At 64.4% G+C, this 24734-nt stretch carries 22 protein-coding genes; 13 read left to right on the top strand and 9 right to left on the bottom strand.

Annotated features, from left to right (window positions below):
- Positions 1-82: 82 nt before the first annotated feature.
- A complete protein-coding gene (locus HU748_RS17505; protein WP_186721255.1) occupies positions 83-943 on the bottom strand; it encodes a DUF6279 family lipoprotein in 861 nt (286 codons plus the stop codon).
- A gap of 124 nt (positions 944-1067) precedes the next feature.
- Between HU748_RS17505 and HU748_RS17500 the strand changes: the two genes are divergently transcribed.
- On the top strand, positions 1068-1904 hold the full coding sequence (locus tag HU748_RS17500) for a S1-like domain-containing RNA-binding protein (RefSeq protein ID WP_186721253.1): 837 nt from the start codon (positions 1068-1070) through the stop codon (positions 1902-1904).
- On the opposite strand, the gene HU748_RS17495 is transcribed toward HU748_RS17500, so the two are convergent.
- Positions 1905-2285, bottom strand: coding sequence for a hypothetical protein (locus tag HU748_RS17495; protein ID WP_186666897.1), 381 nt, complete (start codon positions 2283-2285; stop codon positions 1905-1907).
- Positions 2286-2411: 126 nt separating this feature from the next.
- Positions 2412-3884 carry a right-handed parallel beta-helix repeat-containing protein gene (locus HU748_RS17490; protein ID WP_186721251.1) on the bottom strand — a complete coding sequence of 491 codons (1473 nt, stop codon included), beginning with the start codon at positions 3882-3884 and terminating at the stop codon, positions 2412-2414.
- A gap of 216 nt (positions 3885-4100) precedes the next feature.
- On the opposite strand from HU748_RS17490, the gene HU748_RS17485 reads away from it, so the two are divergent.
- The 3 genes from HU748_RS17485 to def all read left to right on the top strand — a co-directional run bounded on the left by HU748_RS17485 (position 4101) and on the right by def (position 5959).
- Positions 4101-4280 carry a CsbD family protein gene (locus HU748_RS17485; protein WP_186711549.1) on the top strand — a complete coding sequence of 60 codons (180 nt, stop codon included), beginning with the start codon at positions 4101-4103 and terminating at the stop codon, positions 4278-4280.
- Between the two features lie 186 nt (positions 4281-4466).
- On the top strand, positions 4467-5423 hold the full coding sequence (locus HU748_RS17480) for a YihY/virulence factor BrkB family protein (RefSeq protein WP_186666894.1): 957 nt from the start codon (positions 4467-4469) through the stop codon (positions 5421-5423).
- Positions 5423-5959: a peptide deformylase gene (gene def / locus HU748_RS17475; protein ID WP_186721250.1), complete on the top strand. Its 537-nt coding sequence runs from the start codon at positions 5423-5425 to the stop codon at positions 5957-5959. The genes HU748_RS17480 and def overlap by 1 nt, the downstream gene beginning before the upstream one ends.
- On the opposite strand, the gene HU748_RS17470 is transcribed toward def, so the two are convergent.
- Complete coding sequence (locus HU748_RS17470; RefSeq protein WP_186666892.1) at positions 5914-6363, bottom strand: GNAT family N-acetyltransferase; 450 nt, start codon at positions 6361-6363, stop codon at positions 5914-5916. The genes def and HU748_RS17470 overlap by 46 nt on opposite strands.
- A gap of 221 nt (positions 6364-6584) precedes the next feature.
- Between HU748_RS17470 and HU748_RS17465 the strand changes: the two genes are divergently transcribed.
- On the top strand, positions 6585-6839 hold the full coding sequence (locus tag HU748_RS17465; protein ID WP_065861450.1) for a DUF2790 domain-containing protein: 255 nt from the start codon (positions 6585-6587) through the stop codon (positions 6837-6839).
- Between the two features lie 3 nt (positions 6840-6842).
- Here the strand turns inward: HU748_RS17465 and HU748_RS17460 are convergent, their stop codons facing one another.
- Positions 6843-8213: a PLP-dependent aminotransferase family protein gene (locus HU748_RS17460; RefSeq protein WP_186721248.1), complete on the bottom strand. Its 1371-nt coding sequence runs from the start codon at positions 8211-8213 to the stop codon at positions 6843-6845.
- 75 nt (positions 8214-8288) lie between these two features.
- On the opposite strand from HU748_RS17460, the gene HU748_RS17455 reads away from it, so the two are divergent.
- From HU748_RS17455 to HU748_RS17435, 5 genes are all read left to right on the top strand, one after another.
- Positions 8289-9242 carry a threonine dehydratase gene (locus tag HU748_RS17455; RefSeq protein WP_186721246.1) on the top strand — a complete coding sequence of 318 codons (954 nt, stop codon included), beginning with the start codon at positions 8289-8291 and terminating at the stop codon, positions 9240-9242.
- A gap of 89 nt (positions 9243-9331) precedes the next feature.
- The gene (locus HU748_RS17450; protein ID WP_186721244.1) at positions 9332-9664 is read left to right on the top strand and encodes a type II toxin-antitoxin system HicB family antitoxin; all 333 of its coding nucleotides are present in this window, start codon (positions 9332-9334) and stop codon (positions 9662-9664) included.
- A gap of 149 nt (positions 9665-9813) precedes the next feature.
- Positions 9814-10239, top strand: a complete 426-nt coding sequence (locus HU748_RS17445) for a nuclear transport factor 2 family protein (protein ID WP_186721242.1) — start codon at positions 9814-9816, stop codon at positions 10237-10239.
- 24 nt (positions 10240-10263) lie between these two features.
- Positions 10264-10608 carry a YciI family protein gene (locus HU748_RS17440; protein WP_186721241.1) on the top strand — a complete coding sequence of 115 codons (345 nt, stop codon included), beginning with the start codon at positions 10264-10266 and terminating at the stop codon, positions 10606-10608.
- A 42-nt stretch (positions 10609-10650) separates the two neighbouring features.
- Positions 10651-11898, top strand: coding sequence for an RNA polymerase sigma factor (locus HU748_RS17435; protein WP_186721240.1), 1248 nt, complete (start codon positions 10651-10653; stop codon positions 11896-11898).
- 23 nt (positions 11899-11921) lie between these two features.
- Here the strand turns inward: HU748_RS17435 and HU748_RS17430 are convergent, their stop codons facing one another.
- On the bottom strand, positions 11922-12392 hold the full coding sequence (locus tag HU748_RS17430) for a MaoC family dehydratase (protein WP_054893311.1): 471 nt from the start codon (positions 12390-12392) through the stop codon (positions 11922-11924).
- Between the two features lie 33 nt (positions 12393-12425).
- Positions 12426-13370, bottom strand: a complete 945-nt coding sequence (locus HU748_RS17425; RefSeq protein ID WP_186721239.1) for an alpha/beta hydrolase — start codon at positions 13368-13370, stop codon at positions 12426-12428.
- A gap of 201 nt (positions 13371-13571) precedes the next feature.
- Here HU748_RS17425 and fadD2 point away from each other — a divergent pair, with 201 nt between their 5' ends.
- Together fadD2 and fadD1 are read left to right on the top strand one after the other, a co-directional pair.
- A complete protein-coding gene (gene fadD2, locus HU748_RS17420) occupies positions 13572-15260 on the top strand; it encodes a long-chain-fatty-acid--CoA ligase FadD2 (protein WP_186666885.1) in 1689 nt (562 codons plus the stop codon).
- A gap of 461 nt (positions 15261-15721) precedes the next feature.
- Positions 15722-17419 carry a long-chain-fatty-acid--CoA ligase FadD1 gene (gene fadD1, locus HU748_RS17415; protein WP_186666884.1) on the top strand — a complete coding sequence of 566 codons (1698 nt, stop codon included), beginning with the start codon at positions 15722-15724 and terminating at the stop codon, positions 17417-17419.
- Positions 17420-17461: 42 nt separating this feature from the next.
- On the opposite strand, the gene HU748_RS17410 is transcribed toward fadD1, so the two are convergent.
- Both HU748_RS17410 and HU748_RS17405 read right to left on the bottom strand, forming a co-directional pair.
- Positions 17462-18769, bottom strand: a complete 1308-nt coding sequence (locus HU748_RS17410) for an FAD-binding oxidoreductase (protein ID WP_186721238.1) — start codon at positions 18767-18769, stop codon at positions 17462-17464.
- A gap of 31 nt (positions 18770-18800) precedes the next feature.
- Positions 18801-20165, bottom strand: a complete 1365-nt coding sequence (locus tag HU748_RS17405; RefSeq protein WP_186666882.1) for a glutamine synthetase family protein — start codon at positions 20163-20165, stop codon at positions 18801-18803.
- Positions 20166-20697: 532 nt separating this feature from the next.
- Between HU748_RS17405 and hrpA the strand changes: the two genes are divergently transcribed.
- Entirely contained in the window at positions 20698-24603 is a 3906-nt protein-coding gene (gene hrpA, locus HU748_RS17400) for an ATP-dependent RNA helicase HrpA (RefSeq protein WP_186721237.1), read from the top strand.
- Positions 24604-24734: the final 131 nt, after the last annotated feature.

Below are 24734 nucleotides of genomic sequence, written 5' to 3'. Positions count from 1 at the left end.
CGCTCCCACAAGCCCCCACTGAACTCAAGGGCAGTGGGGGCTTGTGGGAGCGGGCTTGCCCGCGAAAAGGCCACCCCGACCCTCACCCCTTGAGGCACTTCAGCTCACTGAAGTCACGACGTACCTTGGCCAGCCGATCCTGCAGGAACTGCCGCTGCGCCGGGCTGCTCTGCTGCATCAGGTCGACCAGCAGGCTGCGTGCCTGCAGTTCGGTGTTCTCGAAGGCCATGCGGTAGGCCGGTGACCACAGGCTCTCCTTGCGCTGCAGCAGCTGCGCCAGGCGCGGCTCGAACGCTGGCGAGCGGCGTTGCTCCATGGCCAGCACCAACTGCTGCTGCCAGGCTTGGCGGTTGGCGATCCACTCGCTGTTCTGATCGCCGAGGGCCTGGGACCAGGTCATCACCCGCAGGCGCTGGCGGGCATTGAGTTCGCCCAGCCACGGCGTCAGGCGTTTTTCCATGCGCGTTGCGCGCGCCTGGATCTGCTTGGGCAGCGGAGTGTCGACATACTGTTTCTGGTGTTCGGCAATGTCGTCATCGAACGCCTTGCGCATTTCGGCGACCTGCGCGTCGCTCATGCCGCGCAGCAATTCGGTCGCGGAGGGTGTGATTTCTTCGGCGACCCGGCCAATGGCCTGGCGCGCCTCGGTAGTGCGCTGCTGCAGGGCCTGGTCGGTCACGGTCTGGTTGGCAACCATCAGGCGCACCTTGTCGAGCCAGTCGAGGTAGCCGGGCAGCTGTGTCTTGCAGTGCCAGGCCAGGTGTTCCTTGAGCCGTTCGTCGAGCAGGGCCTTCTGCTGGCGATTCATGTCCAGGTAGTCGCCCAGCGACCAGGGCACCAGCCGGTCGAGGTTGCGGTAGGCGAGGTCGATACGGCTGCAGGCCGCGAGCGTAAGGGCAAACGCGAGAATGAGTAGCAGGGCTCTGGGCAGACGGACAGGCATGAGCGAATCCTTGCAGGTTGCTTGCCAGGCAATAGATACGCGCCGCGCTCGGCGGTTCCCACGGATCGGGCAGCCGGGCAGCTTCAGGTGTAGAATAGCCGCCTTGTCTTGAGGAACATCGGAAATGGCTCTGCTTGGGCGTTACAACAGTTTGCAAATCGTGAAACACGTGGAGTTCGGTCTTTACCTGGACGGCGGCGCCGACGGCGAGATCCTCCTGCCCAGGCGCTACTTCCCCAAGGACGCTGAGCTCGAGCTCGACGACTGGCTGAACGTGTTCATCTACCTCGACAGCGAAGACCAGCTGATCGCCACCACCGAGAAACCCAAGGTGCAGGTCGGTGAGTTCGCCAGTCTCAAGGTCAAGGACATCAACGGTGCCGGCATCTTCCTCGATTGGGGCCTGTCCAAGGACTTGCTGATGCCCTACTCGGAAGAGGCGAAGCAGTTGAAGATCGGCGATTACTGCGTGGTGCACGCCTACCTCGACAAGCGCACCCGACGCATCACCGCCACCGCGCGCCTGGACCGCTACCTCGACCGTACCCCTGCCGACTACAAGGCGGGCCAGCCGGTGGAGTTGCTGGTGGCGGGCGAGACGCCAATGGGCTTCAAGGCGATCATCAACAACCGCCACTGGGGCCTGATCCACAAGAACGAGGTGTTCAAGTTCCTGCGCTCGGGCATGCACGAGAAGGGCTTCATCAAGGAAGTGCGCCACGACGGCAAGATCGCCCTGAGTCTGCAGCCGGTGGGCGCGGCCTTGGCCGACAGCCTGCAGGAGCAGATCCTCAAGCGCCTGGACGAATCCGGAGGCGTGCTGCCGGTGTGCGACAAGAGCGCACCGGAAGTGATCGCCAAGCTGTTCAACGTCAGCAAGGGCAATTTCAAGAAGGCTATTGGCGGGCTGTTCAAGCAGGGGCTGATCGTCATCCATGACGATCGCATCGAGCGGGCCTGATCAGGCCTGCACGAAGGTGCTGAAGTCCAGCTGCTCACCGCCTGGGCGGGTGTCGCGCAGCAGCGAGTCGCGGTCGGCGCTCAGCGCCAGGCTGATGGTCGAGCGGCGCTTGCCGGGGTGGCGGACTTCCATCTGTTCCTGATGCGCGCGCAGGAAGTTGACCGGCACTTTCAAGTGCTGCAGTTCGTCGGTTTCCGGGGAGTGCAGCAGCAGGTTGACCCAATCGGGCTGGCCTTTGCGCAGCAATGCCACCGGCACCTCGAACCACCACAGGTTGCGTTTCTTGTCGAGGATGGCGAACAGGGTGTTGTCGCGGTCTAGCACCGGCCGGTTCAGCGCTTGGTTGCGCCGGGCGATGGCGGTGGGTTTGTCGAGTTTCATGCAGGTTCCTGCGGGTTGACGCCAGAAAGGCCTGACATTGTGCGGGGTGGCGCGGGGCGCGGCAAGGGTTGTGGGGTGGGTTGGGTCGGCCTCCTCGCGGGTTTGCCCGTGAAGAGGCCCTGAGCTTCAGCGCCGCAACGGCTGGCTCAACTCCGAGGTCGCGCCATCGGCTGTGGTCACCGTCGCGGTGAAGCTGTTCAAGCCGTCACCGCCGTCCAGCCTCTTCTCGAACCGTGCCTTGCCCTGGGCATCGCTGGCGACCAGCACCTCGCCCAGATACTGCTCCGCCTCCCGCCCATCCGCCGCCGCATTGCCGAACACTTCGATGCGCAGCAGGCTGGATGCCGGCCCTTGCACTTCACCTTGCAGCATCTGCCCGGCCAGCCCGATCAGACGCGGCGCCTGCTGATTGTGATTGGGCAGCGGCTGGCACGGCTGGGGTTGGCCGCTGCCATCGCAGATGATCGCCTGGTCCTTTTTCGCCAGTTCCGCGCCGACACCGCGCGAACCGACGTACAGCGCGTGGGCCTGGGCCGGCACACCGAAGATGATCGCGCCAGTGCGCTGGTTCGCGACGCACGAGCCACCCGCTTCGCAGCGCCGGATATCCAGGCCATTGCCCCAGATACGGTTGGCGGTGACGCGGGTGGCGGTGACTTCCGGCTCCGGACGCAGGGCCACGCCAATGCGGTTGCCGTGGATCAGGTTGCCGTCGAGGATGTTGCCCTCGCCGGTCACGCTGATGCCGATGGAGTTGCCGGTGAAGGTATTGGCACCCAGGTAGTTGCGCTTGCCCCAGTTGATCTGCAGGCCGTCGGAGTAGTTCTCGAAGCGGTTGCGCACCACGCTGTTGTCGTTGCCCAGCAGGATCTCGATGCCCTGGGAAGGCTCGGGGTTGGCGTCGGTGGAGCGGAACAGGTTGTCGGCCACCAGGTTGAACGCGGCGCCGCGGGTCAGCTCCAGGCCGTCGCCGTTGTCGATCAGTTGGTTGCGCAGCACCTTGTTGTTGAGTGTGGTGGTGGCCGTCGGGTTGCCCGCGCCGTCATCGCCCGTGAGCATGATCCCGGCCCCACCCTTGTTGGCGACGATGCGGTTTTCTTCGATCACGTTGCCGCTGGCGCGGTTGACCAGGATGCCGATGCAGAAGTTGCGCACTTCCAGGCCGCTCAGGTGCACGCCCTGGGTGTCGCGCAGCACCAGGCCGGGGTTGGTGGTGGTGCGCACATTGGTGCCGAACTGGCCGGGCAGGGCGCCTGGGCAGGTGCGTACCCCCTGGTCCTTGATATAGCCGGCGCCGTCGATGGCGATGTACTGGCCGTCACGTGCCCAGGCCAGGCCGGTGATGCGTACCGGGCCTTTGATTTCAGGCAGTGGCCGGCTCGGGCGGATCACGTAGGGCGGCTCGCCGACCGCGGCGATGTCGATGCGGTAGTGGCCGGGGTTGCGGTTGCTGGTTTCCAGGGCCCAGCGCAGGGTGCCGGGTTGGTCGTCGTCGGTGTAGCGCTCGACCCGCAAGGTTTGCACGGTGGTCGGGGCGGCGGCGAGGGCGGGCAGGGGAAGTAACGGCAGCATGGCCGCGAGTAGGGGCATCAATCGCATGTGCAAGGTTTCCACGAACTGTTGTTTTTATGAATGGCCGGATTCTAGAGCTGCGCCTTCCGAGTGCGCAGCGGCGCTGGGACAATTCGGTGCGGTATTCGCCCGCTGTTTGCCGTTCGGCTTGGTGCCCGAGAAATTGTTGAAACTCTTGCGCAAGCGAACCGGTCCACCTTTTGTCGACACGGTTCACGTGTCTCTTTTTGCAGGAGATTCGCCATGAGCGGCACTAAAGACAAAGTCAAGGGCCTGGTCAACGAAGCGGTTGGCAACATCAAGCAAGGCGTCGGTAAAGTGACCGACAACGACAAGCTGCGTGCCGAGGGCAAGGCCCAGGAACTCAAGGGCGAAGGGCAGCAGGCGGTGGGCAAGGTCAAGGATGCGGTGAAAAAGCCTTGAACCGCGGTTGATGCACAGGGCCTTGTGGGCGCGCCGTTTTGCGCCCATGAGGCCTTACCGTTTTGTCTCAACGTCCGCCGTAGCCGTTTTCCTGATTTCGCCAGTGAGCAGTACGCGGTGCGCGTGGTCTATTAGACTTGTCTGCACAGTTGCAACCACGACGATCAAGCGGCGAAAGGAGACGCTATGATTTTTCCCGCCCTGCAGGGCCTGCCTCTGCACCGCGTGCTGGTGCGCACCGTCAAGGAATTCCTCGATGACGAGATGTCCACCTATGCCTCGGCACTGGCCTACCAGATGCTGTTCTCGCTGTTCCCTTTCATTTTGTTTCTGATCGCGCTGATCGGTTTCCTGCACCTGCCCGACTTCTTCTCCTGGTTGCGCCTGCAATCGGAACTGGTGCTGCCGCCCCAGGCACTCGAACAAGTCAATCCGGTGATCGACCAACTGCAGCAATCGAAGGGCGGATTGCTCTCGGTGGGTATCGTCATCGCCCTGTGGACGGCCTCGGCCGGTGTGCGCCTGATGATGAGCGCCATGAACGCCGCCTACGATGTGCCCGAGGGCCGTCCGGTGTGGAAGCGCATCCCGTTGTCGATCTTCTACACCATCGGCATCGCTGGCATGCTGCTGGCCGCCGCCGCACTCATGGTGCTGGGGCCGCAGGTGATGGAGTGGATCGCCGCCCAGGTCGGCCTGCAGGAGGTGATCGTCACCATTTGGACCGTGCTGCGTTGGCCGGCGATCATCATCCTGATGATGGTGGCGGTGGCGTTGATCTACTACGTGATGCCCGACGTGAAGCAGAAATTCCGCTTCATCACCCCAGGCTCGGTGCTGGCGGTGGTGGTGTGGATCATCGCCTCATTGGGCTTTGCCTACTACGTCAAGACCTTCGCCGACTACAACGCCATGTACGGCAGCATCGGGGCGATCATCGTGCTGTTGCTGTATTTCTATATCTCCGCCGCCGTGCTATTGCTGGGCGCCGAGATGAATGCGGTGATCGAGCACATGTCGGCTGAAGGCAAGAACCCCGGCGAGAAGGATTTCGACGGCGAGCAGCCGAAGGAGACCATCACTGTGCTCGGCCATGAGCATCCCGCGCATGCCGAACCCCAGACCCGTGAGCCGAACCCCTGATGATCCGTGACATCCTCAAGATGGGCGATGAGCGCCTGCTGCGCATCGCACCGCCTGTGCCCGAGCAGATGATCGGCAGCCCAGAGCTGCAGCAACTGATCGACGACATGTTCGAGACCATGCGCCACGTCGGTGGCGTCGGCCTGGCCGCGCCGCAGATCGGCATCGACCTGCAGCTGGTGATCTTCGGATTCGAGCGCAGCGAGCGCTATCCGGACGCCGAGCCCGTGCCGCAGACCATCCTGCTCAACCCGCTGATCACCCCGATGTCCACCGAGCTCGAGGACGGTTGGGAAGGGTGCCTGTCAGTGCCGGGCTTGCGCGGTGTCGTGCCCCGCTACAAGCACATCCGCTATGAGGGCCTCGACTCCCAGGGTGCCCCGATCAACCGCTTCGCCGATGGCTTTCATGCGCGGGTGGTGCAGCATGAGTGCGATCACCTCATCGGCCGGCTCTACCCATCGCGCATCCTGGATTTTGCCCGCTTCGGCTATACCGATGTGCTGTTTCCCGGGCTCGACGTTGCCGACGACTGAGCGCACACCATCGCTACCAGCGCTTTGCTGCGTTGGTAGCGGGCCAGCCGCGAGGCCAGTTCGGCGGGCAGGGCGCTCGCCGTTGTGAATGCCTGGCGTGCATAGAAGCTTTGCAGGTCGGGGTGGCAGAACAGCCAGGTCGGGCCTGTGCTGTCTGCCAGCGCTGCGCCTACCAGCCCTGCAGCGACACCCTGGCCACGCCACTGTGGCGCCACGAACAGGCCGGTCAGCCAGTGGCCATCGGCGACGGGCGTCAGGTTCAATGCACCCACCATGACCTGATTACGCGCGACCCACAGTTGCCCCTCTGCACTGGCGCGCATGCGCGAGCCGTGCTGGCGGTAGAAGTGGTCGAGCAGGCGGCGTTGCGAGCGGCAGAGCGGGAGGAATTCGGGCAGGGTCATGGGGGGCTTTGTCGCAGATTGTTGCAAATCTGGCAAGGGTGAATATCCGACTGCAGGGTTCAAGTATTCGGTGGCGGGCGTAGAATTTCACTCATCCCTTCTGCAGTACGACGATGCGGGATCGGTGCTTCGTGTCATCGCCGACGATGACAACTTCTCCGCGCCAGTGACGGCATAAGAAGTCAATCGATCAACGTGATTGCTTTCAAGGCCACAGACTCATGAAAACATTACTCATTCTTGCATTGGTCGGGATGTCTTCGCTCGCCCTCGCGGACGAGGCCAAGACCACCCAGCCCCAGCCCCCGGTGCAGTACGATTACTCGATGAACCTGGATATCAAGCGGGTGATCAATCTGTCGACCATCCCCGATGTCTGCGAGGTGGTGCCGGCCACCATGACCTATGAAGATCATCAAGGTCAGGTGCACACCATTCAGTACCGAGCCATGGGCGAGGGTTGCCAGCAGGGGTGAGTGCTATCTCCCTGCCAGCTCGCCAAGTACCGCGCGCACGACCTCCAGCCCCTGCTTGAGCTGCGCGCGGCTGGTGGCGGCCGACAGGCTGATGCGCACGGCCCTGACCTCATCGCCACCCACCGCGAAGACACTGGCTGGTACTACTTCGACCCCACGTGCCCGGCACGCGCCTACCAGTGCTTCAGCAGGCCCTGGGGTGGTCACCCAGACATGTGGCGAGGGCTCATCCTGAGCGCGCATCGCCTCACCGAACAGACGTCGCGCCAGGCGCCAGCGTTCCCCGATTTCCTCCCGTTGCCAAGCCAGCCGCCGCGCGGCTGTGCCATTGGCGATCCATTGGCAGGCGATGCGTAGGTTCAGCGGTGACACCGGCCAGTGCGTGGCCCGGGCATGCGGGTCGATGTGTTCCAGCACTGACGCCGGTGCGGCGATCCAGCCCAGGCGCAGCCCCGCCGCGACCGTCTTGGACAAGCTGCTGACGAGTATCCCCTGGCCGTCGAGCAAGGGGTACAAGGGGGGGCGCTCGCTCAGTGCGCCATAGACATCATCTTCGATCACCCGCAGGCCGTGGCGCTTCACCACCTCGGCGACGGCCTGGCGACGGCTGTCGTCCATGCAGGCCCCGGTGGGATTGTGCAGGGTCGGCGTGGTCACCAGCACCCTGGCGCCACTGGCCCGCGTCACCCGGTCGAGCTCATCCGGGCGCAGCCCCTGGTGATCCAGGGCCACGCCATGCACTGGCAGGCGCAACTGGCGACACGCTGCCTTGATCCCTGGTGCGGTCAGGGCTTCGACCATGACCGCCTCGCCGGGCTGGCACAGCGACTGCAGCACACAGGCCAGCCCTTGCTGGGCGCCGCCGCACAGCAGCAGGTCGTCAGCGCCCAGCGTCAGCCCGCGCCGGGCCAGCCAGCGTGCGCCGTGCAGACGACCGAGCATCAGTTGGTGGTGATCGAGGTAGTGATCGAGCAGGCTGAGGTCGTCCGCCTGCAGCAATGCCTGGAGGCTGTGCTGCAGGTCGTGCGGGTGCGGATCGGCCACCGGCACGTTGGTCGACAGGTCGATCAGCGACGAATGCCGGTCGTGCTGTTTGAGGCGAAACAGCGTTGCTTCCTTGCTACCCGCCAATACGTAGGTACCTCGCCCGACTTCGCCAGCCACCAGATGTCGCGCTGCAGCTTCGCGGTAAGCCTGCTGGGTGGTGCTCGGGTTGAGCCCCAGCTTCCAGGCCAGGCGCCGTTGTGGCGGCAGACGTTCCCCTACCTTGAGTTCACCGCGTTCGATGGCGGCGGCGATGGCATCGACCAGTGCCAGGTAGCGGGGTTGGGCGTCGTCGATCAGTTCCGGGGTCCACACGAAATTGCTACCCATGCAATATAAGGTTTGACCCATACAATGCCCGGCGCTCAGGATCGTCGCAACTGCCCTCGATGAAGGATGATCGCCATGTTCGACCTCACAGCCCTGCGCGAAGCCGCCGATTTCGTTCACCAGCATGTGCCTGCGACGCCACAGCGCGTCTGGCCGTTGCTCGCCGAGCGGGCCGGCTGCCAACTGTGGGTCAAGCATGAGAACCATGCGCCGACCGGCGCATTCAAGGTGCGCGGCGGGCTGGTCTATGTGCGCTCGCTGCTGGCCAGCGGTGATGTGCCTGCGGGGCTGGTCACCGCCACCCGCGGCAATCACGGCCAGAGCATGGCCCTGGCGGCGCGCCAGGCAGGCTTGCCGCTGGTGATCGTGGTGCCTGAAGGCAACTCGCGGGAGAAGAACGCCGCCATGCGTGCGCTGGGTGCCGAACTGATCGAGCACGGTGTCGATTTCGACGTGGCCCGTGAGTACGCCGCCCAGCTGGCCGAACAGCGCGGCTACCGGATGGTGCCCTCGTTCCACCCGGAGCTGGTGCGCGGCGTGGCGACCTATGCGTTGGAGCTGTTCGAGGCCGTGTCGGACCTCGACACCGTGTATGTGCCGATCGGTATGGGGTCTGGCATCTGCGGGCTGATCCAGGCGCGTAACCTGCTGGGGCTGCGGACCGAGATCGTTGGCGTGGTGTCCTGCGCCGCGGATGCCTATGCACAGAGCTTCGAGCTGGAGCGTATCGTCACCACGGCCACCGCCGACACCTTTGCCGACGGCATGGCCTGCCGCGTGCCGCACCCGGACGCTTTCGCCCTGGTGCGTGAGCATGCTGCGCGCATCGTCCGGGTGAGCGATGACGAGATCGCCCAGGCCATGCGCCTCTACCACGAAACCACCCACAACACCGCCGAAGGCGCGGGCGCCGCAGCGCTGGCCGCACTGTTGCAGGAGCGCGAACGCCAGCAGGGCAGGAGGGTTGCGGTGGTGTTGAGCGGGGCCAACGTGGACCGGGCGCGTTATGCGCAGGTGCTGGCTGGGTAAGGGGGGCGCAACGGAGAATCCTGAATCACCATAGGCGGAAATAGTGCTATCTTAATTTGATAGCATTTTCCGCGAGCGGTAGTTGGGATATGAGTTGCATGCGCTACAAGGGCTATGTTGCCCGTATCGATTACGACGAATCTGACGACCTGTTCGTCGGCCGTGTGCTGGGGATGCGTGACATCATCAGCTTTCACGCAAGCTCGGTGCCTGCGTTACACGAGGCTTTCGCTCAAGCCTTGGAAGATTACCTAGCGGATTGTGCCGAACAGGGTATTGCCCCGGAAAAACCGGCCTCCGGCAAAGTGATGCTGCGTATTCGTCCTGAAGTGCACGCTGCCGCAAGTGTCGCAGCGCGAGCTGCAGGCAAGAGTCTCAACCAGTGGGCCGACGAAGTGTTCGAGCAGGCGGCGCGGGCTTGAACCTGCGAAGGTCTTTCGGCACGGGCCGGTAACGGAAAACCGCAAAAAGTTTTCCAGCGTTGTCGATTCCTCCCATCCCCAGTCGACCATCAGTGAAGGCGCCGCAAACATCCGGCGCCACCCACTGATGACCTGCTGGAGGCTTCCCCATGAATACCCCTGCCGAAACCGAAATCCGTCAACTTATCGAAGGCTGGATCCAGGCTGTGCGCGAGCGCGACCTGCCGGCCATCGTCGCGCCCTATGCCGATGACATCGTTGCCTTCGACGCCATCCAGGCCCTGCAATTCAAGGGTAAGGCTGCCTACCAGGCACACTGGGAAATGTGCATGGGCTTTTGCACCGGTCCGATGGTCTTCGAGGTGGCCGAGCTGAACGTCCAGGCCGATGGCGACCTGGCCCTGGCGCATTGGCTCAACCGCTGCGGCCCGGCCGACGATGAAAGCCAGTGCGGCTTCATGCGCGTCACGGTGGGCTATCGTCGTAGTGCAGGGCGCTGGCAGGTGATCCATGAGCACTGGTCGGCACCGTTCGACATGGAAACCCAGAAGGCTCGCTTCGACCTCAAGCCCTGAACCGCCCGTCAGCTGGAGACGATCATGAAATACCTGTGCCTGGTCTATTGTGACGAGGGGCTGCTGCACAGCCTGCCCGACAGCCCCGAAGACGCCGAGTGCATGGCTTACGCCGAGTCGCTGCACGGCTCCGGGCGGATGCTTGCGGCCGAGGCGCTCAAGCCGGTGCGGACCGCCACTACGGTGCGCATGCGCGCTGGCAAGATGAGCCTGACCGACGGGCCCTTCGCCGAAACCAAGGAGCAACTGGCCGGCTTCTACCTGGTCGATGCCCGTGACCTCAACGAGGCACTGAACATCGCCAAAGGCATTCCGGCGGCGCGGGTCGGCAGTGTCGAAGTGAGGCCGGTGCGCGAACTGCAACCCTGATGACGGGAGGTCAGCCAAGATGACGCCGCGGACCGCAACACGATGACGGGTGATGAACTGCGCACCCATGTCGAGGTTATCTACCGGCGCGACTCGCGGCGCATCCTGGCGACCCTGATCCGCCTGTTGGGTGATTTCGACCTGGCCGAGGAGGCCCTGCATGATGCCTTCTTCATTGCCGTGGAGCGTTGGCAGCGCGACGGCATGCCGGATAACCCCCGGGCCTGGCTGGTCTCGGCCGGGCGCTTCAAGGCCATCGATGCCTTGCGCAGACGCGCCCGTTTCGATCGTTCGCAGGCGGCGCTGATCATGCAGCTCGAAGACCCGTCGCAGGATCCGAGCGAGGAGGAACTGCTCGCTGACGACCGCTTGCGCTTGATCTTCACCTGTTGTCACCCGGCGTTGTCCGCCGATGCCCAGGTGCCTTTGACCCTTCGTGAGGTGTGCGATCTGACCACCGAGCAGATCGCCCGTGCGTTCCTGCAGTCGCCCTCGACCATCGCCCAGCGCATCGTGCGGGCCAAGGCCAAGATCCGCGATGCACGGATTCCCTACCAGGTGCCCGCCATGGGCGAACTGGCCGAGCGCCTGGAAAGTGTGTTGCGGGTGATTTACCTGGTGTTCAACGAAGGCTATTCGGCGTCGGCGGGGGAAGACCTGGTGCAGCGCGACCTGTGTGACGAGGCGATTCGCCTGGGGCGGCTGCTGGCGCAATTGCTGCCGGATCCAGAGGTGTTTGGCCTGCTGGCGTTGATGCTGTTGCAGGCCTCGCGCCAGCAGGCGCGCACCGATGGCGAAGGCGAGTTGGTGCTGCTCGACCAGCAGGACCGCAGCCTGTGGGACAAGGCACAGATCGAGGAAGGCTGCGCCCTGGTGCGTCATGCGCTGGGTAGCCGTGATATCGGGCCCTACAGCGTGCAGGCGGCGATTGCTGCGGTGCATGCCGAGGCCGCCAGCGCCCAGGACACCGACTGGGCAGAGATCGTCGGCCTGTATGACGTGTTGCAGCGGCACTGGCCGTCACCTGTGATCGAACTCAACCGCGCAGTGGCGCTGGCCAGTCGTGACGGACCGGCGACGGGCCTGGCGGTGGTGGAGGCGATTCTGGGGCGCGGCGAGTTGCTCGATTACCATCTGGCCCATGCGGCCCGGGCTCAGCTACATGGGCAGCTGGGGCATGTGCAGCAGGCTCGGGAGGCGTGGGGCAGGGCGCTGGCGCTGGCCCGCCAGGAACCTGAGCGGCGGCATATCGAGCGCTGCCTGAGGGCGTTGGAGCCCTGTCGCGGGTAGATCCGCGACAGGATACTGCTCGATCAGCCGGCGACAAAGTTCGGCGGCGATACCAGCTCTACTGTCTGCTGCTTGCGTGGCGCCAGGATCTCGGCCTCGCCCTCGACTACCAGTTCGTCGTTCTGGTTGTACACGTTGGTGGCGATGCGCACCTTGAACTTGGGCAGCTTCTCGAGGATTTCCAGGCGTACGGTCAGGGTGTCGCCAATCTTCACCGGCTTCTGGAAGCTCATCTTCTGCCCCAGGTAGATGGTGCCGGGCCCTGGCAAGGTGCAGGCGACCGCGGCGCTGATCAGGGCACCGCTGAACATGCCGTGGGCGATGCGCTCGCGGAACATGCTCTTGGCCGCGAACTCGGCGTCCAGGTGCACCGGGTTGTGGTCACCGGACATGGCGGCGAACAGCTGGATGTCGCGTTCTTCCACCGATTTTTCATAACTGGCTTTCTGGCCGACTTCGAGGGCTTCGTAGGGCGTGTTGGTGACCTGGGTCATCAGGGCTTCCTTGGAGGGACGAGGCGGTGCACATCATTCGCTGCGGGCAGAGCGGCCAAGGGCCAGTGCCTGTTCCAGCCAGGCAATGATGTCGTGGGTGACCTCGTCATGATTGGTTTCGTTGAGCACTTCGTGGCGTGCCTGCGGGTAGACGCGCAATTGTACATGGCGATTGCCGGTCGCGCGCAGGGCGTTGGCCAGGTGGGTGAGACGCTTGCCGGCGCTGACCGGATCACATTCGCCGCCGATCACCAGCATCGGCAGGTTCGGATCGATCTGCGCCAGATGGCGCGGTTGGCTGATCTGTGCCAGGCCTTGCAGCAGGTCGAGCCACAGCTGGTTGCTGCATCGAAAGCCGCACAGCGGGTCGTCGATGTAGGCGTCGACCTCGGCCGGGTCGCGGCTGAGCCAGTCGAACGCCGTGCGGTTGGGTTTGAAGGCCTTGTTGAACGAGCCGAACGACAGCCAGTCGATCAGCGCGCTCTTGCCCTCCACCCCCTGGCGCCAGGCCTCCAGGCGGGCGATCAGGCGTGCTGCGCGATAGAGCGCAGGCGGCTGGAAGTTCGAGCCGCTGAGCACCGCCCCATGCAGGCTGCCACTGTGGTGCAGCAGGTACGCCTGGGCGATGTAGCTGCCCATGCTGTGGCCGAACAGGAACAGCGGCGTGCCGGGGAACTGCTGGCCGATGTGCTGGCTGAGCAGGCCCAGGTCGTTGACCACCGTGTTCCAGCCGTGCTGATGGGCGAACAGACCGAGGCTACCGAGCTCCGCGGTGCGGCCGTGGCCACGCAGATCAGGGGCGAACAGGGCAAAGCCGGCATCGTTCAGCGCATTGCCCAGGCGCCGGTAGCGCCCGGCGTGCTCGGCCATGCCATGGGCCAGCAGCACAACGGCCTTGACCGGCGTCTGCGGCAGCCACTGGTGGACGTACAGGCTGCAGTGCTCGCTGGCGGGTAGCCAGAAGGCGTCGTGGGGCATGGGAAATCCTTTGTGCACGGGATTGAGCTCAGTGTATGCACAATGACCAGGATTGCAGCAGGGGCACAAATAAGATTCACAATGTTAATGGCAGCCCTTGGCGTATTTGCCACCTCCGGCTTACCTGCTAACGTCGGCTGAACGCCTTTTTGCCGCTGGGCAATCAGGTCATGGACGGTTCAGGCTGAGGAACAACAATAAATGCAAGCCGACTTCTGGAATGACAAGCGCCCGGCGGGCGTGCCTTCCACCATAGACATCACTGCTTACAAATCCGTCGTCGAGGTGTTCGAGCGTTCCTGCAAACGCTTCGCCGACCGGCCGGCGTTCAGCAACCTCGGTGTCACCCTCAGTTACGCCGAACTGGAGCGCCATTCGGCGGCCTTTGCGGCCTGGCTGCAACAGCACACCGACCTCAAGCCCGGTGATCGCATCGCCGTGCAGATGCCCAATGTCCTGCAATACCCCATCGCCGTATTCGGTGCGATGCGCGCCGGGTTGATCGTGGTCAACACCAACCCGCTGTACACCGAGCGCGAGATGCGCCACCAGTTCAATGACTCCGGAGCCCGTGCGCTGGTGTACCTGAACATGTTCGGCCAGCGGGTGCAGACGGTGCTGCCCGATACCGGCATCGAATACCTGATCGAGGCAAAGATGGGCGACCTGCTGCCCGCCGCCAAGGGCTGGCTGGTCAACACGGTGGTCGACAAGCTGAAGAAGATGGTGCCGGCCTACCGCCTGCCCCAGGCCGTGTCGTTCAAGCAGGTACTGCGCGAGGGCCGTGAGCTCACGCACAAGCCGGTGGTGCAGACGCTCGAGGATGTCGCCGTATTGCAATACACCGGCGGCACCACGGGGCTGGCCAAGGGCGCGATGCTCACCCACGGCAACCTGGTCGCCAACATGCTGCAGGTACTGGCCTGCTTCGCCCAGCACGGGCCCGACGGCCAGCCGCTGATCAAGGAAGGGCAGGAGGTGATGATCGCACCGCTGCCGCTGTATCACATCTATGCCTTCACTGCGAACTGCATGTGCATGATGGTCACGGGCAATCACAACGTACTTATCACCAATCCGCGCGACATTCCGGGCTTCATCAAGGAGCTGGGCAAGTGGCGCTTCTCGGCGCTGCTGGGCCTGAACACACTGTTCGTCGCGTTGATGGACAACCCGGGCTTCAAGTCGCTGGATTTCTCGGCGCTGAAGGTCACCAACTCGGGCGGCACGGCGTTGGTCAAGGCCACCGCCGAGCGCTGGGAGAGCCTGACTGGCTGTCGCATCGTCGAGGGTTACGGCCTGACCGAAACCTCCCCGGTGGCCAGCACCAACCCCTACGGGCAACTGGCGCGGCTGGGTACGGTGGGCATCCCGGTGGTCGGGACTGCATTCAAGGTCATCGACGACGACGGCAACGAAATGCCGCTGGGCGAACGCGGCGAGCTGTGCATCAAGGGGCCGCAGGTCATGAAGGGCTATTGGCAGCAGCCGGAGGCGACAGCCCAGGCGCTGGATGCCGACGGCTGGTTCAAGACCGGCGACATCGCGGTGATCGACCCGGACGGCTTCACCCGCATCGTCGATCGCAAGAAGGACATGATCATCGTCTCGGGCTTCAACGTGTATCCCAACGAGATCGAGGACGTGGTCATGGGCCACCCGCAGGTGGCCAGTTGCGCGGTGATCGGCGTGCCCGACGAACGCTCCGGCGAAGCGGTAAAACTGTTCGTGGTTCCTCGGGCGGGCGGTGTCAGCGTCGAGGAGCTCAAGACCTTCTGCAAGGCCAACTTCACCGGCTACAAGGTGCCCAAGCACATCGTGCTGCGCGATTCACTGCCCATGACGCCGGTAGGCAAGATCCTGCGTCGGGAGTTGCGCGACATCGCCTGAAATCCAGCGCATCTGTGGGAGCAATTGTCTTGCTCAGAATTTAAAGTCCAGCCCAATCCCCTGTGGGAGCGGCGGTTCGGCGTCCCGACTTGTCCCGCGATCGGGCGCGAAGCGGCCGTAGAACCTGGCACCGAGATTTATCAGGACGATCTCGACTGCCTGGCTTGCGGCCGCTTCGCGCCCGATCGCGGGACAAGCCCGCTCCTACAGCGACCGAGTCGGCTGCCGCACGCACCGCAATGCGACATTTTGATTAAATACTCTAGAAATGACTCATAGAGTTCATTGAGTCACTTTGGTGACTCTTAAGGCTTGCGAAGCCCTCTAGGCGACCCCAGGCAAAGCTGTTACTCTCGGCGCGCTTTCAGATGATGCGGTTTGCAATGAATCCCTTCATCTCATATCAATAATAAACGCATCGACGCGTGAAGAATTCGCTGTTGCTAAAGGAGTGGGCTTCCATGATCGAACATTTTTGGAAGGATAAATACCCAGCCGGAATTACGGCGGAAATCAATCCTGACGAATTCCCCAACATCCAGGCCGTACTGAAGCAATCCTGCCAGCGCTTCGCCGACAAACCGGCGTTCAGCAACCTCGGCAAGACCCTTACCTACGGCGAGCTGTACACCCTGTCCGGCGCTTTCGCGGCCTGGCTGCAACAGCACACCGACCTCAAGCCCGGCGATCGCATCGCCGTGCAACTGCCCAATGTACTGCAATATCCCGTCGCCGTGTTCGGTGCCATGCGCGCCGGCCTGGTCGTGGTCAACACCAACCCGCTGTATACCGCGCGTGAGCTGGAGCATCAGTTCACCGATTCCGGTGCCAAGGCCGTGGTGTGCCTGGCCAACATGGCGCACTTGGTCGAGAAGGTCCTGCCCAAGACCCAGGTCAAGCACGTCATCGTTACCGAAGTGGCCGACCTGCTGCCGCCGCTCAAGCGCGTGCTGATCAACAGCGTCATCAAGTATGTGAAGAAGATGGTGCCGGCCTACAGCCTGCCCCAGGCCGTGCGCTTCAACGATGCACTGGCCAAGGGCCGTGGCCAGCCGGTCATCGAGGCCAGCCCGCAAGCCAATGACGTGGCTGTGCTGCAATACACCGGCGGCACTACGGGTGTGGCCAAGGGCGCGATGCTGACCCACCGCAACCTGGTCTCCAACATGCTGCAATGCCGCGCGCTGATGGGCTCGAACCTGCAGGAAGGCTCCGAGATCATCATCACGCCGCTGCCGCTGTACCACATCTACGCGTTCACCTTCCATTGCATGGCGATGATGCTGATCGGTAACCACAACGTGCTGATCAGCAACCCGCGCGACCTGCCGGCGATGGTCAAGGAACTGGGCAAGTGGAAGTTCAGCGGCTTCGTCGGGCTGAACACCCTGTTCGTCGCCCTGTGCAACAACGAAACCTTCCGCAGCCTGGACTTCTCGGCGCTGAAGGTCACGCTTTCTGGCGGCATGGCCCTGCAACTGAGCGTGGCCGAACGCTGGAAGGCGGTCACCGGCTGCGCCATCTGCGAAGGCTATGGCATGACCGAGACCAGCCCGGTGGCGGCGGTCAACCCGTCCGAAGCCAACCAGATCGGCACCATCGGCATTCCGGTGCCGTCCACCCTGTGCAAGGTCATCGACGACAGCGGCCAGGAACTGCCGCTGGGAGAAGTCGGTGAGCTGTGCATCAAGGGCCCGCAGGTGATGAAGGGCTACTGGCAGCGCGAAGACGCCACCGCCGAGATCCTCGACAGCGAAGGCTGGCTGAAGACCGGTGACATCGCGGTGATTCAGCCCGACGGCTACATGCGCATCGTCGACCGCAAGAAGGACATGATCCTGGTCTCGGGCTTCAACGTGTACCCCAACGAGCTGGAGGACGTGCTGGTTTCCCTGCCGGGCGTGCTGCAATGTGCCGCGATCGGCGTGCCTGACGAGAAGTCGGGCGAGGTGATCAAGATGTTCATCGTCGCCAAGCCGGGTGTCACGCTGACCAAGGAGCAGGTGATGGAGCACATGCGTGCCAACGTCACCGGCTACAAGGTGCCGCGTTTCATCGAGTTCCGCGATGCCCTGCCGACCACCAACGTCGGCAAGATCCTGCGTCGTGAGCTGCGCGACGAAGAAATGAAGAAGCTTGGGCTGAAGAAGATCGCCTGATTCACACCGGCCCGCTCCTGCAAGAACGGGCCGGTTTTGGTTTCAGCGCAACTTTTCCAGCATCTGGTAGTACCACATCCCCACCGACAGCAGCGGATTGCCCAGCAAATCCCCCATCGGCACCTTGATGTGCTTGCACGCGGCAAAGGTGTCGAACTTCTCCAGCGTCCCGGTCAACGCCTCGGCCATGATCTCGCCCATGATGTGGCTGGTCGCGATGCCATGCCCGGAGTAACCCTGGCAGTACCAGACATTGTCCGACAGCTTGCCCAGCTGCGGGATGCGGTTGACCACGATGCCCATGGCGCAGCTCCACTTGAACTCGATCGGCACGCCCTTGAGCGCCGGGAAGGTGCGCTCGATGCAAGGGCGCAGCTCGGCCTCGATGTCCCGCGAATCACGCCCCGAATAGTTGGCGCCACCTCCGAACAGCAGGCGCTTGTCGGCGGTCAGGCGGTAGTAGTCGAGCACGAAGCGACAGTCGTACACCGCCAGGTCCTCGGGGTTGATCTGCTCGGCCAGCTCGCCCAGGGGCGCGGTGGTCACGATGCCGCCCATGGCCGGGAAAATCTTGCCCTTGAGCTGGCGCTGTTCGAGCTTGTGGTACACATCGCCCGCCAGCAATACCTGGCGCGCCTCGATCCGGCCGTTGGCAGTGACCACCGCCGGGCGCGGGCCGTGGACGATATCCAGCACTTCTGAATTCTCGAAGATCAGCGCGCCGAGGCTGTGCGCAGCCCGCGCCTCGCCCAGGCACAGGTTGAGTGGATGCAGGTGCAGGTTGCGCGTGTTCTTCAGCGCCCCGAGATATAGCGGGCTCTGCAGGTGGCGCGAGATGCCCTGGCGGTCGAGCAGCTGTACCTGGTCGCCCATCCCACGGCGCTGGGCCTCGGCTTCGAAGGCGCGCAGTTCCTCCATATGCGACGGCTTCATCGCGGCATGCAGGTGGCCGCGCTTGAGATCGCACTGGATGCCGTAGCGCGCCACGCGCTGCTCGATGATCTGGTGCCCGCGCCAGCGCAGGTGCCAGATGAAATCATCCACCTCGCTGCCGAGCCGGTCACGCATCTGCGTGCGCATGGCCTCGTCGCCGGACAGGCTGCCAGTCACCTGGCCACCATTGCGCCCGCTGGCGCCCCAGCCGATGCGATTGGTCTCGACGATGGCGACCTTCAGGCCGCGCTCGGCCAGCTCCACGGCGGTGGCGACACCGGTGAAGCCGCCACCGATGATCGCCACGTCTACCTGCTCGGTGCCCTTGAGCGTCGGGTACTCGGTCCTGTCGTTGAGGGTGGCGCTGTAGTAGGACGGTGCGCGCTGGGCCGGGCCGTTGTTCAGTGCTGCGTTCATGGGGTGTTCCTTGTTCTGAATAGGGTAGGGCTCAGGCCTGGTGCAGGTACCAGCGCCAGTCCTGTTCGCTGACTTCGGCCATGAACTGGCGGTATTCGGCGCGTTTGACTTTCAGGTATACCCCGAGGAAGGCATCGCCCAGCGCTTCGCGCGCCCAGGCCGAGTGCTCCAGTGCATCGAGGGCGGTGAGCCAGTCGGTGGGCAGGTGCTCGGTGGCCTGGGCATAGCCGTTGCCCTCGACCGGCGCACCGGGGTCCAGTTGTTCGCGAATGCCTTGGTGCGTGGCGGCGAGAATGGCCGCGGCAGCCAGATAAGGGTTGGCATCGGCGCCGCAGATACGGTGCTCGATGTGCCGGCTGGGGGCAGGGCCGCCGGGCACGCGCAGGCTCACGGTGCGGTTGTCGACGCCCCAGGTCGGCGCCAGCGGCGCATAGCTGTTGGCCTGGAAGCGGCGGAACGAGTTGGCGTTGGGGCAGAACAGCAGCAGCGAATCGCGCAGGTGGCGCAGCATGCCGGCCACAGCTTGGCGCAGCAGCGGCGTGCCGGCCGGATCCTCGCTGGCGAACAGGTTGCGGCCTTCGCTGTCAGCCAGGCTCAGGTGCATGTGCATGCCGGTGCCGGCAATCTGCGCGAAGGGCTTGGCCATGAAGCAGGCCTGCATGCCGTGGGCGTGGGCCACGCCCTTGACCAGGCGCTTGTAGCGCACGGCCTGGTCCATCGCTGCCAGCGCATCGCCGTGCTCCAGGGTGATTTCCACCTGGCCGGGTGCGTATTCGGAAATCGCCGTGCGCGCCGGAATGCCCTGGGCCTTGCAGGCGGCATACAGGTCGGCGAGGAAGGGTTCGATCTGTTCCAGTTCACGCAGGCCGTAGACCTGTGTGCTGCGTGGCCGGCCGCCGTCGCTGTCGAGCGCCGGTTGCGGGCGGCCCTGGGCATCGCGCTGCTGGTCGAGCAGGTAGAACTCCAGCTCGCAGGCCATCACCGGGTGATAACCGTCGGCCTTCAGGGCCTCGATGGTGCGCAGCAGGACATGGCGTGGGTCGGCAATGCTGGCGGGCAGGCCTTCGCTGGGGTGCATGCTGACCTGCACCGCGGCGGTCGGCACCCGGCGCCAGGGCAGGCGCACCAGGCTGCCATCCAGGGGATAGGCGCGACAGTCGATGTCGCCGACATCCCAGACCAGGCCCGAGTTTTCCACATCGTCGCCATTGAGGGTCAGGCCAAGGATGGTGCTGGGCAGCGGCCGGCCGCTTTCATACACCGCCATCAGCTCGTCACGGTGCAGCAGCTTGCCGCGCGGCACGCCGTTGGCGTCGAGGATGAACAGTTCGATCAGGTCGATATCAGGGTTTTCGGCCAGAAAGCCGCGGGCTTGCTCGGGGTTGGCAAAGTGCATGGAGGCTCGCTCGCGCCCCTGTCGTTCAGGGGCGCACAAGACCACCGCGGGTTGACGCGGTGTGTCGGACGGATTCAGGCAGCCGCAGGGCTGCGGTAGGCGTCAATGGACAGCGAGCGAGGTATCCGGCGGGCGAGCATGGCGGCAGTGCCACAGGGCCCAGAAGGCGAGGATGATGTGGACCAGCGGATTTTCACCGGCGCGGGCCCTGGCCTTCGGCAGCGAAGGGCATGACAGCGGGGGCGCGGTGATCGGGTCGGGAATCATGCCCTGGATACTCACATGATGGGTAAGGTTGATTAAAGTGGTGAGTGGTGATGTTCAGATCGGTTTTGGCTAAACATTGTGTTGATCCGCTCGGCTCTGTCGCGGCATAGACCCACTCCTGCACGGGCTGCTCTTGCGTAGGAGCGGGCTTGCCCGCGAAGGGGCCGGTACAGGCAGCAGAGAACCCACAAATCTGCGACAATCGCCCATCCCCACGAATGCCGATCATGCAAAAGCAGGCTCACCTGCATCATCAGAAAGCCCCATGACTGACCACGCCATCGACAAACTGCTGCAAAACCTCGACCACGCCATGATCGCCGACCGCCATCGCCTGCGGCGGCAACTGCACGAGCTGCGCAAGCGCCCCGACGAGGGCAAGCTGGCGCAGTGGGTGGAGAAGGTCCAGGCGTCCTGTGCCCAGGTCACCGCGCGCCAGCAGAGCGTGCCGAGCATCCGCTACGACGACAACCTGCCCATCGCCGCCAAGCGCGACGAGATCAAGAAGGCCCTGGCAGAGCACCAGGTGCTGGTGATCGCCGGCGAAACCGGCTCGGGCAAGACCACCCAGTTGCCGAAGATCTGCCTGGAACTGGGCCGCGGCAGTCATGGCCTGATCGCCCATACCCAGCCACGCCGGATCGCCGCGCGCAGTGTGGCGGCGCGGGTTGCCGAGGAGCTCGGCACACCGCTTGGGGCGCTCGTCGGTTACCAGGTGCGTTTCGAGGACCAGAGTGACTCGAACACCCTGGTCAAGCTGATGACCGACGGTATCCTGCTGGCCGAAACCCAGCACGACCGCTTCCTCGAGCGCTACGACACGATCATCGTCGACGAAGCCCACGAGCGCAGCCTGAACATCGACTTCCTGCTCGGCTACCTCAAGACCCTGCTGCACCGGCGCCCTGACCTCAAGCTGATCATCACCTCGGCGACCATCGACCTGGAGCGCTTCTCCAAGCACTTCGATGGCGCGCCGATCATCGAGGTGTCCGGCCGCACCTACCCGGTGGACACCTGGTACCGCCCGCTGACCAGCGAGCAGGACGAGGAGGGTAACCAAGTCGAGGATGACCTCACCGTCGATCAGGCGATCCTCGCCACGCTGGATGAAATCGCCCAGCACGAGCGCAGCCAGGGCAAGGGCCCGGGCGATGTGCTGGTGTTCCTGCCCGGCGAGCGCGAGATTCGCGATGCCGCCGAAATCCTGCGCAAGGCACAACTGCGCCACACCGAAATCCTGCCGCTGTACGCGCGCCTGACCCCGGCCGAGCAGCAGAAGATCTTCCAGTCCCACAGTGGCCGGCGCGTGGTACTGGCGACCAACGTCGCCGAAACCTCGCTGACCGTGCCGGGCATCCGCTACGTGATCGACAGCGGCACCGCGCGCATCAGCCGCTACAGCTACCGCGCCAAGGTCCAGCGCCTGCCCATCGAGGCGGTGTCGCAGGCCAGCGCCAACCAGCGTAAAGGCCGTTGCGGGCGGGTCGAGCCGGGGATCTGCATCCGTCTCTACAGCGAGGATGATTTCAACGGCCGCCCGGCCTTCACCGACCCTGAGATCCTGCGCACCAACCTGGCGGCGGTGATCCTGCAGATGCTGCACCTGCGCCTGGGCGAGATCGACGCGTTTCCGTTCATCGAACCGCCGGATGGCAAGGCCATCAGCGACGGCTTCAACCTGTTGCAGGAGCTCTCGGCGGTCAACCGCGAGAACCAGCTCACGCCGCTGGGCCGCCAGTTGGCGCGCCTGCCGATCGACCCGCGGCTGGGCCGCATGCTGCTCGAAGGTGCACGCCAGGGCAGCCTGCAGGAAGTGCTGATCGTCGCCAGTGCGCTGTCGGTGCAGGACCCGCGCGAGCGACCGCCAGAGCGCCAGCAGGCCGCTGACCAGGCGCACGCGCAGTGGAAGGATGTCGATTCGGACTTCGCCGCGCTGGTCAACCTGTGGCGCGGGTTCGAGGAACAGCGCCAGGCGTTGACCGCCAACCCGCTGCGCAACTGGTGCCGCAAGCAGTTCCTCAACTACCTGCGCCTGCGCGAGTGGCGTGATGCGCACCGCCAGCTGTCGCTGATCTGCCGCGACCTGCAGTTGGCGGTGAACAAGGAAGCCTCCGACTACCAGCGGATGCACAAGGCGATCCTCAGTGGTCTGCTCAGCCAGATCGGCCACAAGACCGAAGAGGGTGATTACCAGGGCGCGCGTCAGCGGCGCTTCTGGGTGCACCCCTCGTCTGGCATCGGCCGCAAGCGCCCGCAGTGGGTGATGGCCGCCGAGCTGGTGGAAACCACCAAGCTGTATGCGCGCATGGTCGCCAAGATCGAGCCGGACTGGATCGAGCCGCTGGCCGGGCATCTGATCAAGAAGAACCATTTCGAGCCGCACTGGGAGAAGAAGCGCGGTCAGGTGGTCGCCTATGAGCAGATCACGCTTTATGGCTTGATCCTGGTCGGTCGTCGCCCGGTGCACTTCGGTCCGATCGATCCGGTGACCTCGCGCGAGCTGTTCATCCGCGAGGGGCTGGTCGGTGGCGAGATCCAGTCCAGGGCCAAGTGCCTGTCGGCCAACAAGCGCCTGCTCGAGCAGCTCGACGAGCTGGAAGCCAAGGCCCGCCGTCGTGACATCCTGGCCGACGAAGAGACACTGTACGCGTTCTACGAGGCGCGCCTGCCCGAAGAGATCCACCAGACCGCGACCTTCGACAGCTGGTACCGGATGAACAGCCAGAAGGACGCCAACCTGCTGATCATGCGCGAAGAGGACGTGCTCGCTCGTGAGGCCAGCGAAGTCACCGCCGCGCAGTACCCGGACCACCTGCAGGTGGGCGACCTGCGCCTGCCGCTGAGCTATCACTTCGAACCCAATCACCCGCGTGACGGTGTCACCGTGCGGGTGCCTGCGCCCCTGCTGCCGAACCTGCCGGGCGAACGCCTGGAGTGGCTGGTGCCGGGATTGCTGGAGGCCAAGTGCGTGGCCCTGGTGCGCAACCTGCCCAAGGCCTTGCGCAAGAACTTCGTGCCGGTGCCGGACTTCGTCAAGGCGGCATTGTCGCGCATGAGCTTCGGCCAAGGTGCCTTGCCGCAGGCCCTGGGCCAGGAGCTGTTGCGCATGACCGGGGCGCGGGTGTCCGACGAGGCGTGGGCCGAATCGGCCGGCCAGGTCGAAGGGCACCTGCGCATGAACATCGAGGTGGTCGACGGCCAGGGCAAGTTCCTCGGCGAAGGCCGCGACCTGGCTGAGCTGACCGCGCGTTTCGCCGCCGCCAGCCAGGCCGCCCTGGCGTTGCCACGTAGCGAGAAGACCGAACAGCCGGTGCAGGCCAAGGCCTTCGCCCAGGTGGCGCAGACTGCCCAGCAGAAGATTGCCGGCCTGTCGCTGACGGTCTACCCGGCACTGGTGGAAGACAACGGCGCGGTGCGCGAGGGGCGTTTCTCGACCCAGGCCGAAGCCGAATTCCAGCACCGCCGCGCGCTGCAGCGCTTGTTGCTGCAACAGCTGGCCGAGCCTGCCAAGTTCCTGCGCGGCAAGTTGCCGGGGCTGACCGAGCTGGGGCTGTTGTACCGCGAGTTGGGCCGTGTCGAGTCGCTGGTCGAGGACATCCTGCTGGCCAGCCTCGACAGCTGTGTGCTCGAAGGGGAGATGCCGCTGCCGCGTGATGGTGCTGCGCTGGCCTCGCTCGCCGAACGCAAGCGTGGCGACTGGGCCGAGCATGCCGAGCGGCTGGCACGCCAGACCCTGGAAGTGCTCAAGCTGTGGCATGGCCTGCAGAAGCGCTTCAAGGGCAAGATCGACCTGAGCCAGGCCGTGGCGCTGAACGATATCAAGCAGCAACTGGGCAACCTGGTCTACCCAGGCTTCGTGCGCGAGACGCCGGCGCAGTGGTTCAAGGAACTGCCGCGCTACCTGAAGGCCATCGAGCTACGTTTGGAGAAGCTGGGCTCGCAGGTGCAGAAGGACCGGGTCTGGAGCGGCGAGCTGGGCAACCTGTGGACACAGTACAAGACCCGCGCCGACAAGCATGCCCAGGAGGGCAAGCGTGACGCCGAGCTGACCCTGTATCGCTGGTTGCTGGAGGAGTACCGGGTGTCGCTGTTCGCGCAGCAGTTGGGGACGAAAGTGGCGGTTTCCGATAAGCGATTAAGCAAGCAGTGGAGTTTGGTGGAAGCCTAAATTCCCTGAATTGTGGCAATATTGGTGCAATTTGGGCCGCGTTGCGGCCCATCGCATGACAACCGCGCTCTCACTTTGTGGGAGCGGGCTTGCCCCGCGATCGAGGGCGCAGCCCTCGCTGACGATCTCAA

It is taken from the genome of Pseudomonas sp. RW3S2 (genome assembly GCF_014268955.1).
GTDB lineage: Bacteria > Pseudomonadota > Gammaproteobacteria > Pseudomonadales > Pseudomonadaceae > Aquipseudomonas > Aquipseudomonas wayambapalatensis.
The sequence above is the reverse complement of the archived record's forward strand: the minus strand, read 5'-3'. Positions and strand labels throughout refer to the sequence as shown.

Coding starts and splice junctions, on each gene's coding strand:
- HU748_RS17450 (WP_186721244.1), top strand. CDS start 9,332: ATGAGTTGCATGCGCTACAAGGGCTATGTTGCCCGTATCGATTACGAC.
- HU748_RS17480 (WP_186666894.1), top strand. CDS start 4,467: ATGATTTTTCCCGCCCTGCAGGGCCTGCCTCTGCACCGCGTGCTGGTG.
- HU748_RS17405 (WP_186666882.1), bottom strand. CDS start 20,165: ATGCACTTTGCCAACCCCGAGCAAGCCCGCGGCTTTCTGGCCGAAAAC.
- HU748_RS17430 (WP_054893311.1), bottom strand. CDS start 12,392: ATGACCCAGGTCACCAACACGCCCTACGAAGCCCTCGAAGTCGGCCAG.
- HU748_RS17500 (WP_186721253.1), top strand. CDS start 1,068: ATGGCTCTGCTTGGGCGTTACAACAGTTTGCAAATCGTGAAACACGTG.
- HU748_RS17435 (WP_186721240.1), top strand. CDS start 10,651: ATGACGGGTGATGAACTGCGCACCCATGTCGAGGTTATCTACCGGCGC.
- fadD2 (WP_186666885.1), top strand. CDS start 13,572: ATGCAAGCCGACTTCTGGAATGACAAGCGCCCGGCGGGCGTGCCTTCC.
- HU748_RS17485 (WP_186711549.1), top strand. CDS start 4,101: ATGAGCGGCACTAAAGACAAAGTCAAGGGCCTGGTCAACGAAGCGGTT.
- fadD1 (WP_186666884.1), top strand. CDS start 15,722: ATGATCGAACATTTTTGGAAGGATAAATACCCAGCCGGAATTACGGCG.
- HU748_RS17425 (WP_186721239.1), bottom strand. CDS start 13,370: ATGCCCCACGACGCCTTCTGGCTACCCGCCAGCGAGCACTGCAGCCTG.
- HU748_RS17465 (WP_065861450.1), top strand. CDS start 6,585: ATGAAAACATTACTCATTCTTGCATTGGTCGGGATGTCTTCGCTCGCC.
- HU748_RS17440 (WP_186721241.1), top strand. CDS start 10,264: ATGAAATACCTGTGCCTGGTCTATTGTGACGAGGGGCTGCTGCACAGC.
- HU748_RS17455 (WP_186721246.1), top strand. CDS start 8,289: ATGTTCGACCTCACAGCCCTGCGCGAAGCCGCCGATTTCGTTCACCAG.
- HU748_RS17490 (WP_186721251.1), bottom strand. CDS start 3,884: ATGCGATTGATGCCCCTACTCGCGGCCATGCTGCCGTTACTTCCCCTG.
- HU748_RS17460 (WP_186721248.1), bottom strand. CDS start 8,213: ATGGGTAGCAATTTCGTGTGGACCCCGGAACTGATCGACGACGCCCAA.
- hrpA (WP_186721237.1), top strand. CDS start 20,698: ATGACTGACCACGCCATCGACAAACTGCTGCAAAACCTCGACCACGCC.
- def (WP_186721250.1), top strand. CDS start 5,423: ATGATCCGTGACATCCTCAAGATGGGCGATGAGCGCCTGCTGCGCATC.
- HU748_RS17445 (WP_186721242.1), top strand. CDS start 9,814: ATGAATACCCCTGCCGAAACCGAAATCCGTCAACTTATCGAAGGCTGG.
- HU748_RS17495 (WP_186666897.1), bottom strand. CDS start 2,285: ATGAAACTCGACAAACCCACCGCCATCGCCCGGCGCAACCAAGCGCTG.
- HU748_RS17410 (WP_186721238.1), bottom strand. CDS start 18,769: ATGAACGCAGCACTGAACAACGGCCCGGCCCAGCGCGCACCGTCCTAC.
- HU748_RS17470 (WP_186666892.1), bottom strand. CDS start 6,363: ATGACCCTGCCCGAATTCCTCCCGCTCTGCCGCTCGCAACGCCGCCTG.
- HU748_RS17505 (WP_186721255.1), bottom strand. CDS start 943: ATGCCTGTCCGTCTGCCCAGAGCCCTGCTACTCATTCTCGCGTTTGCC.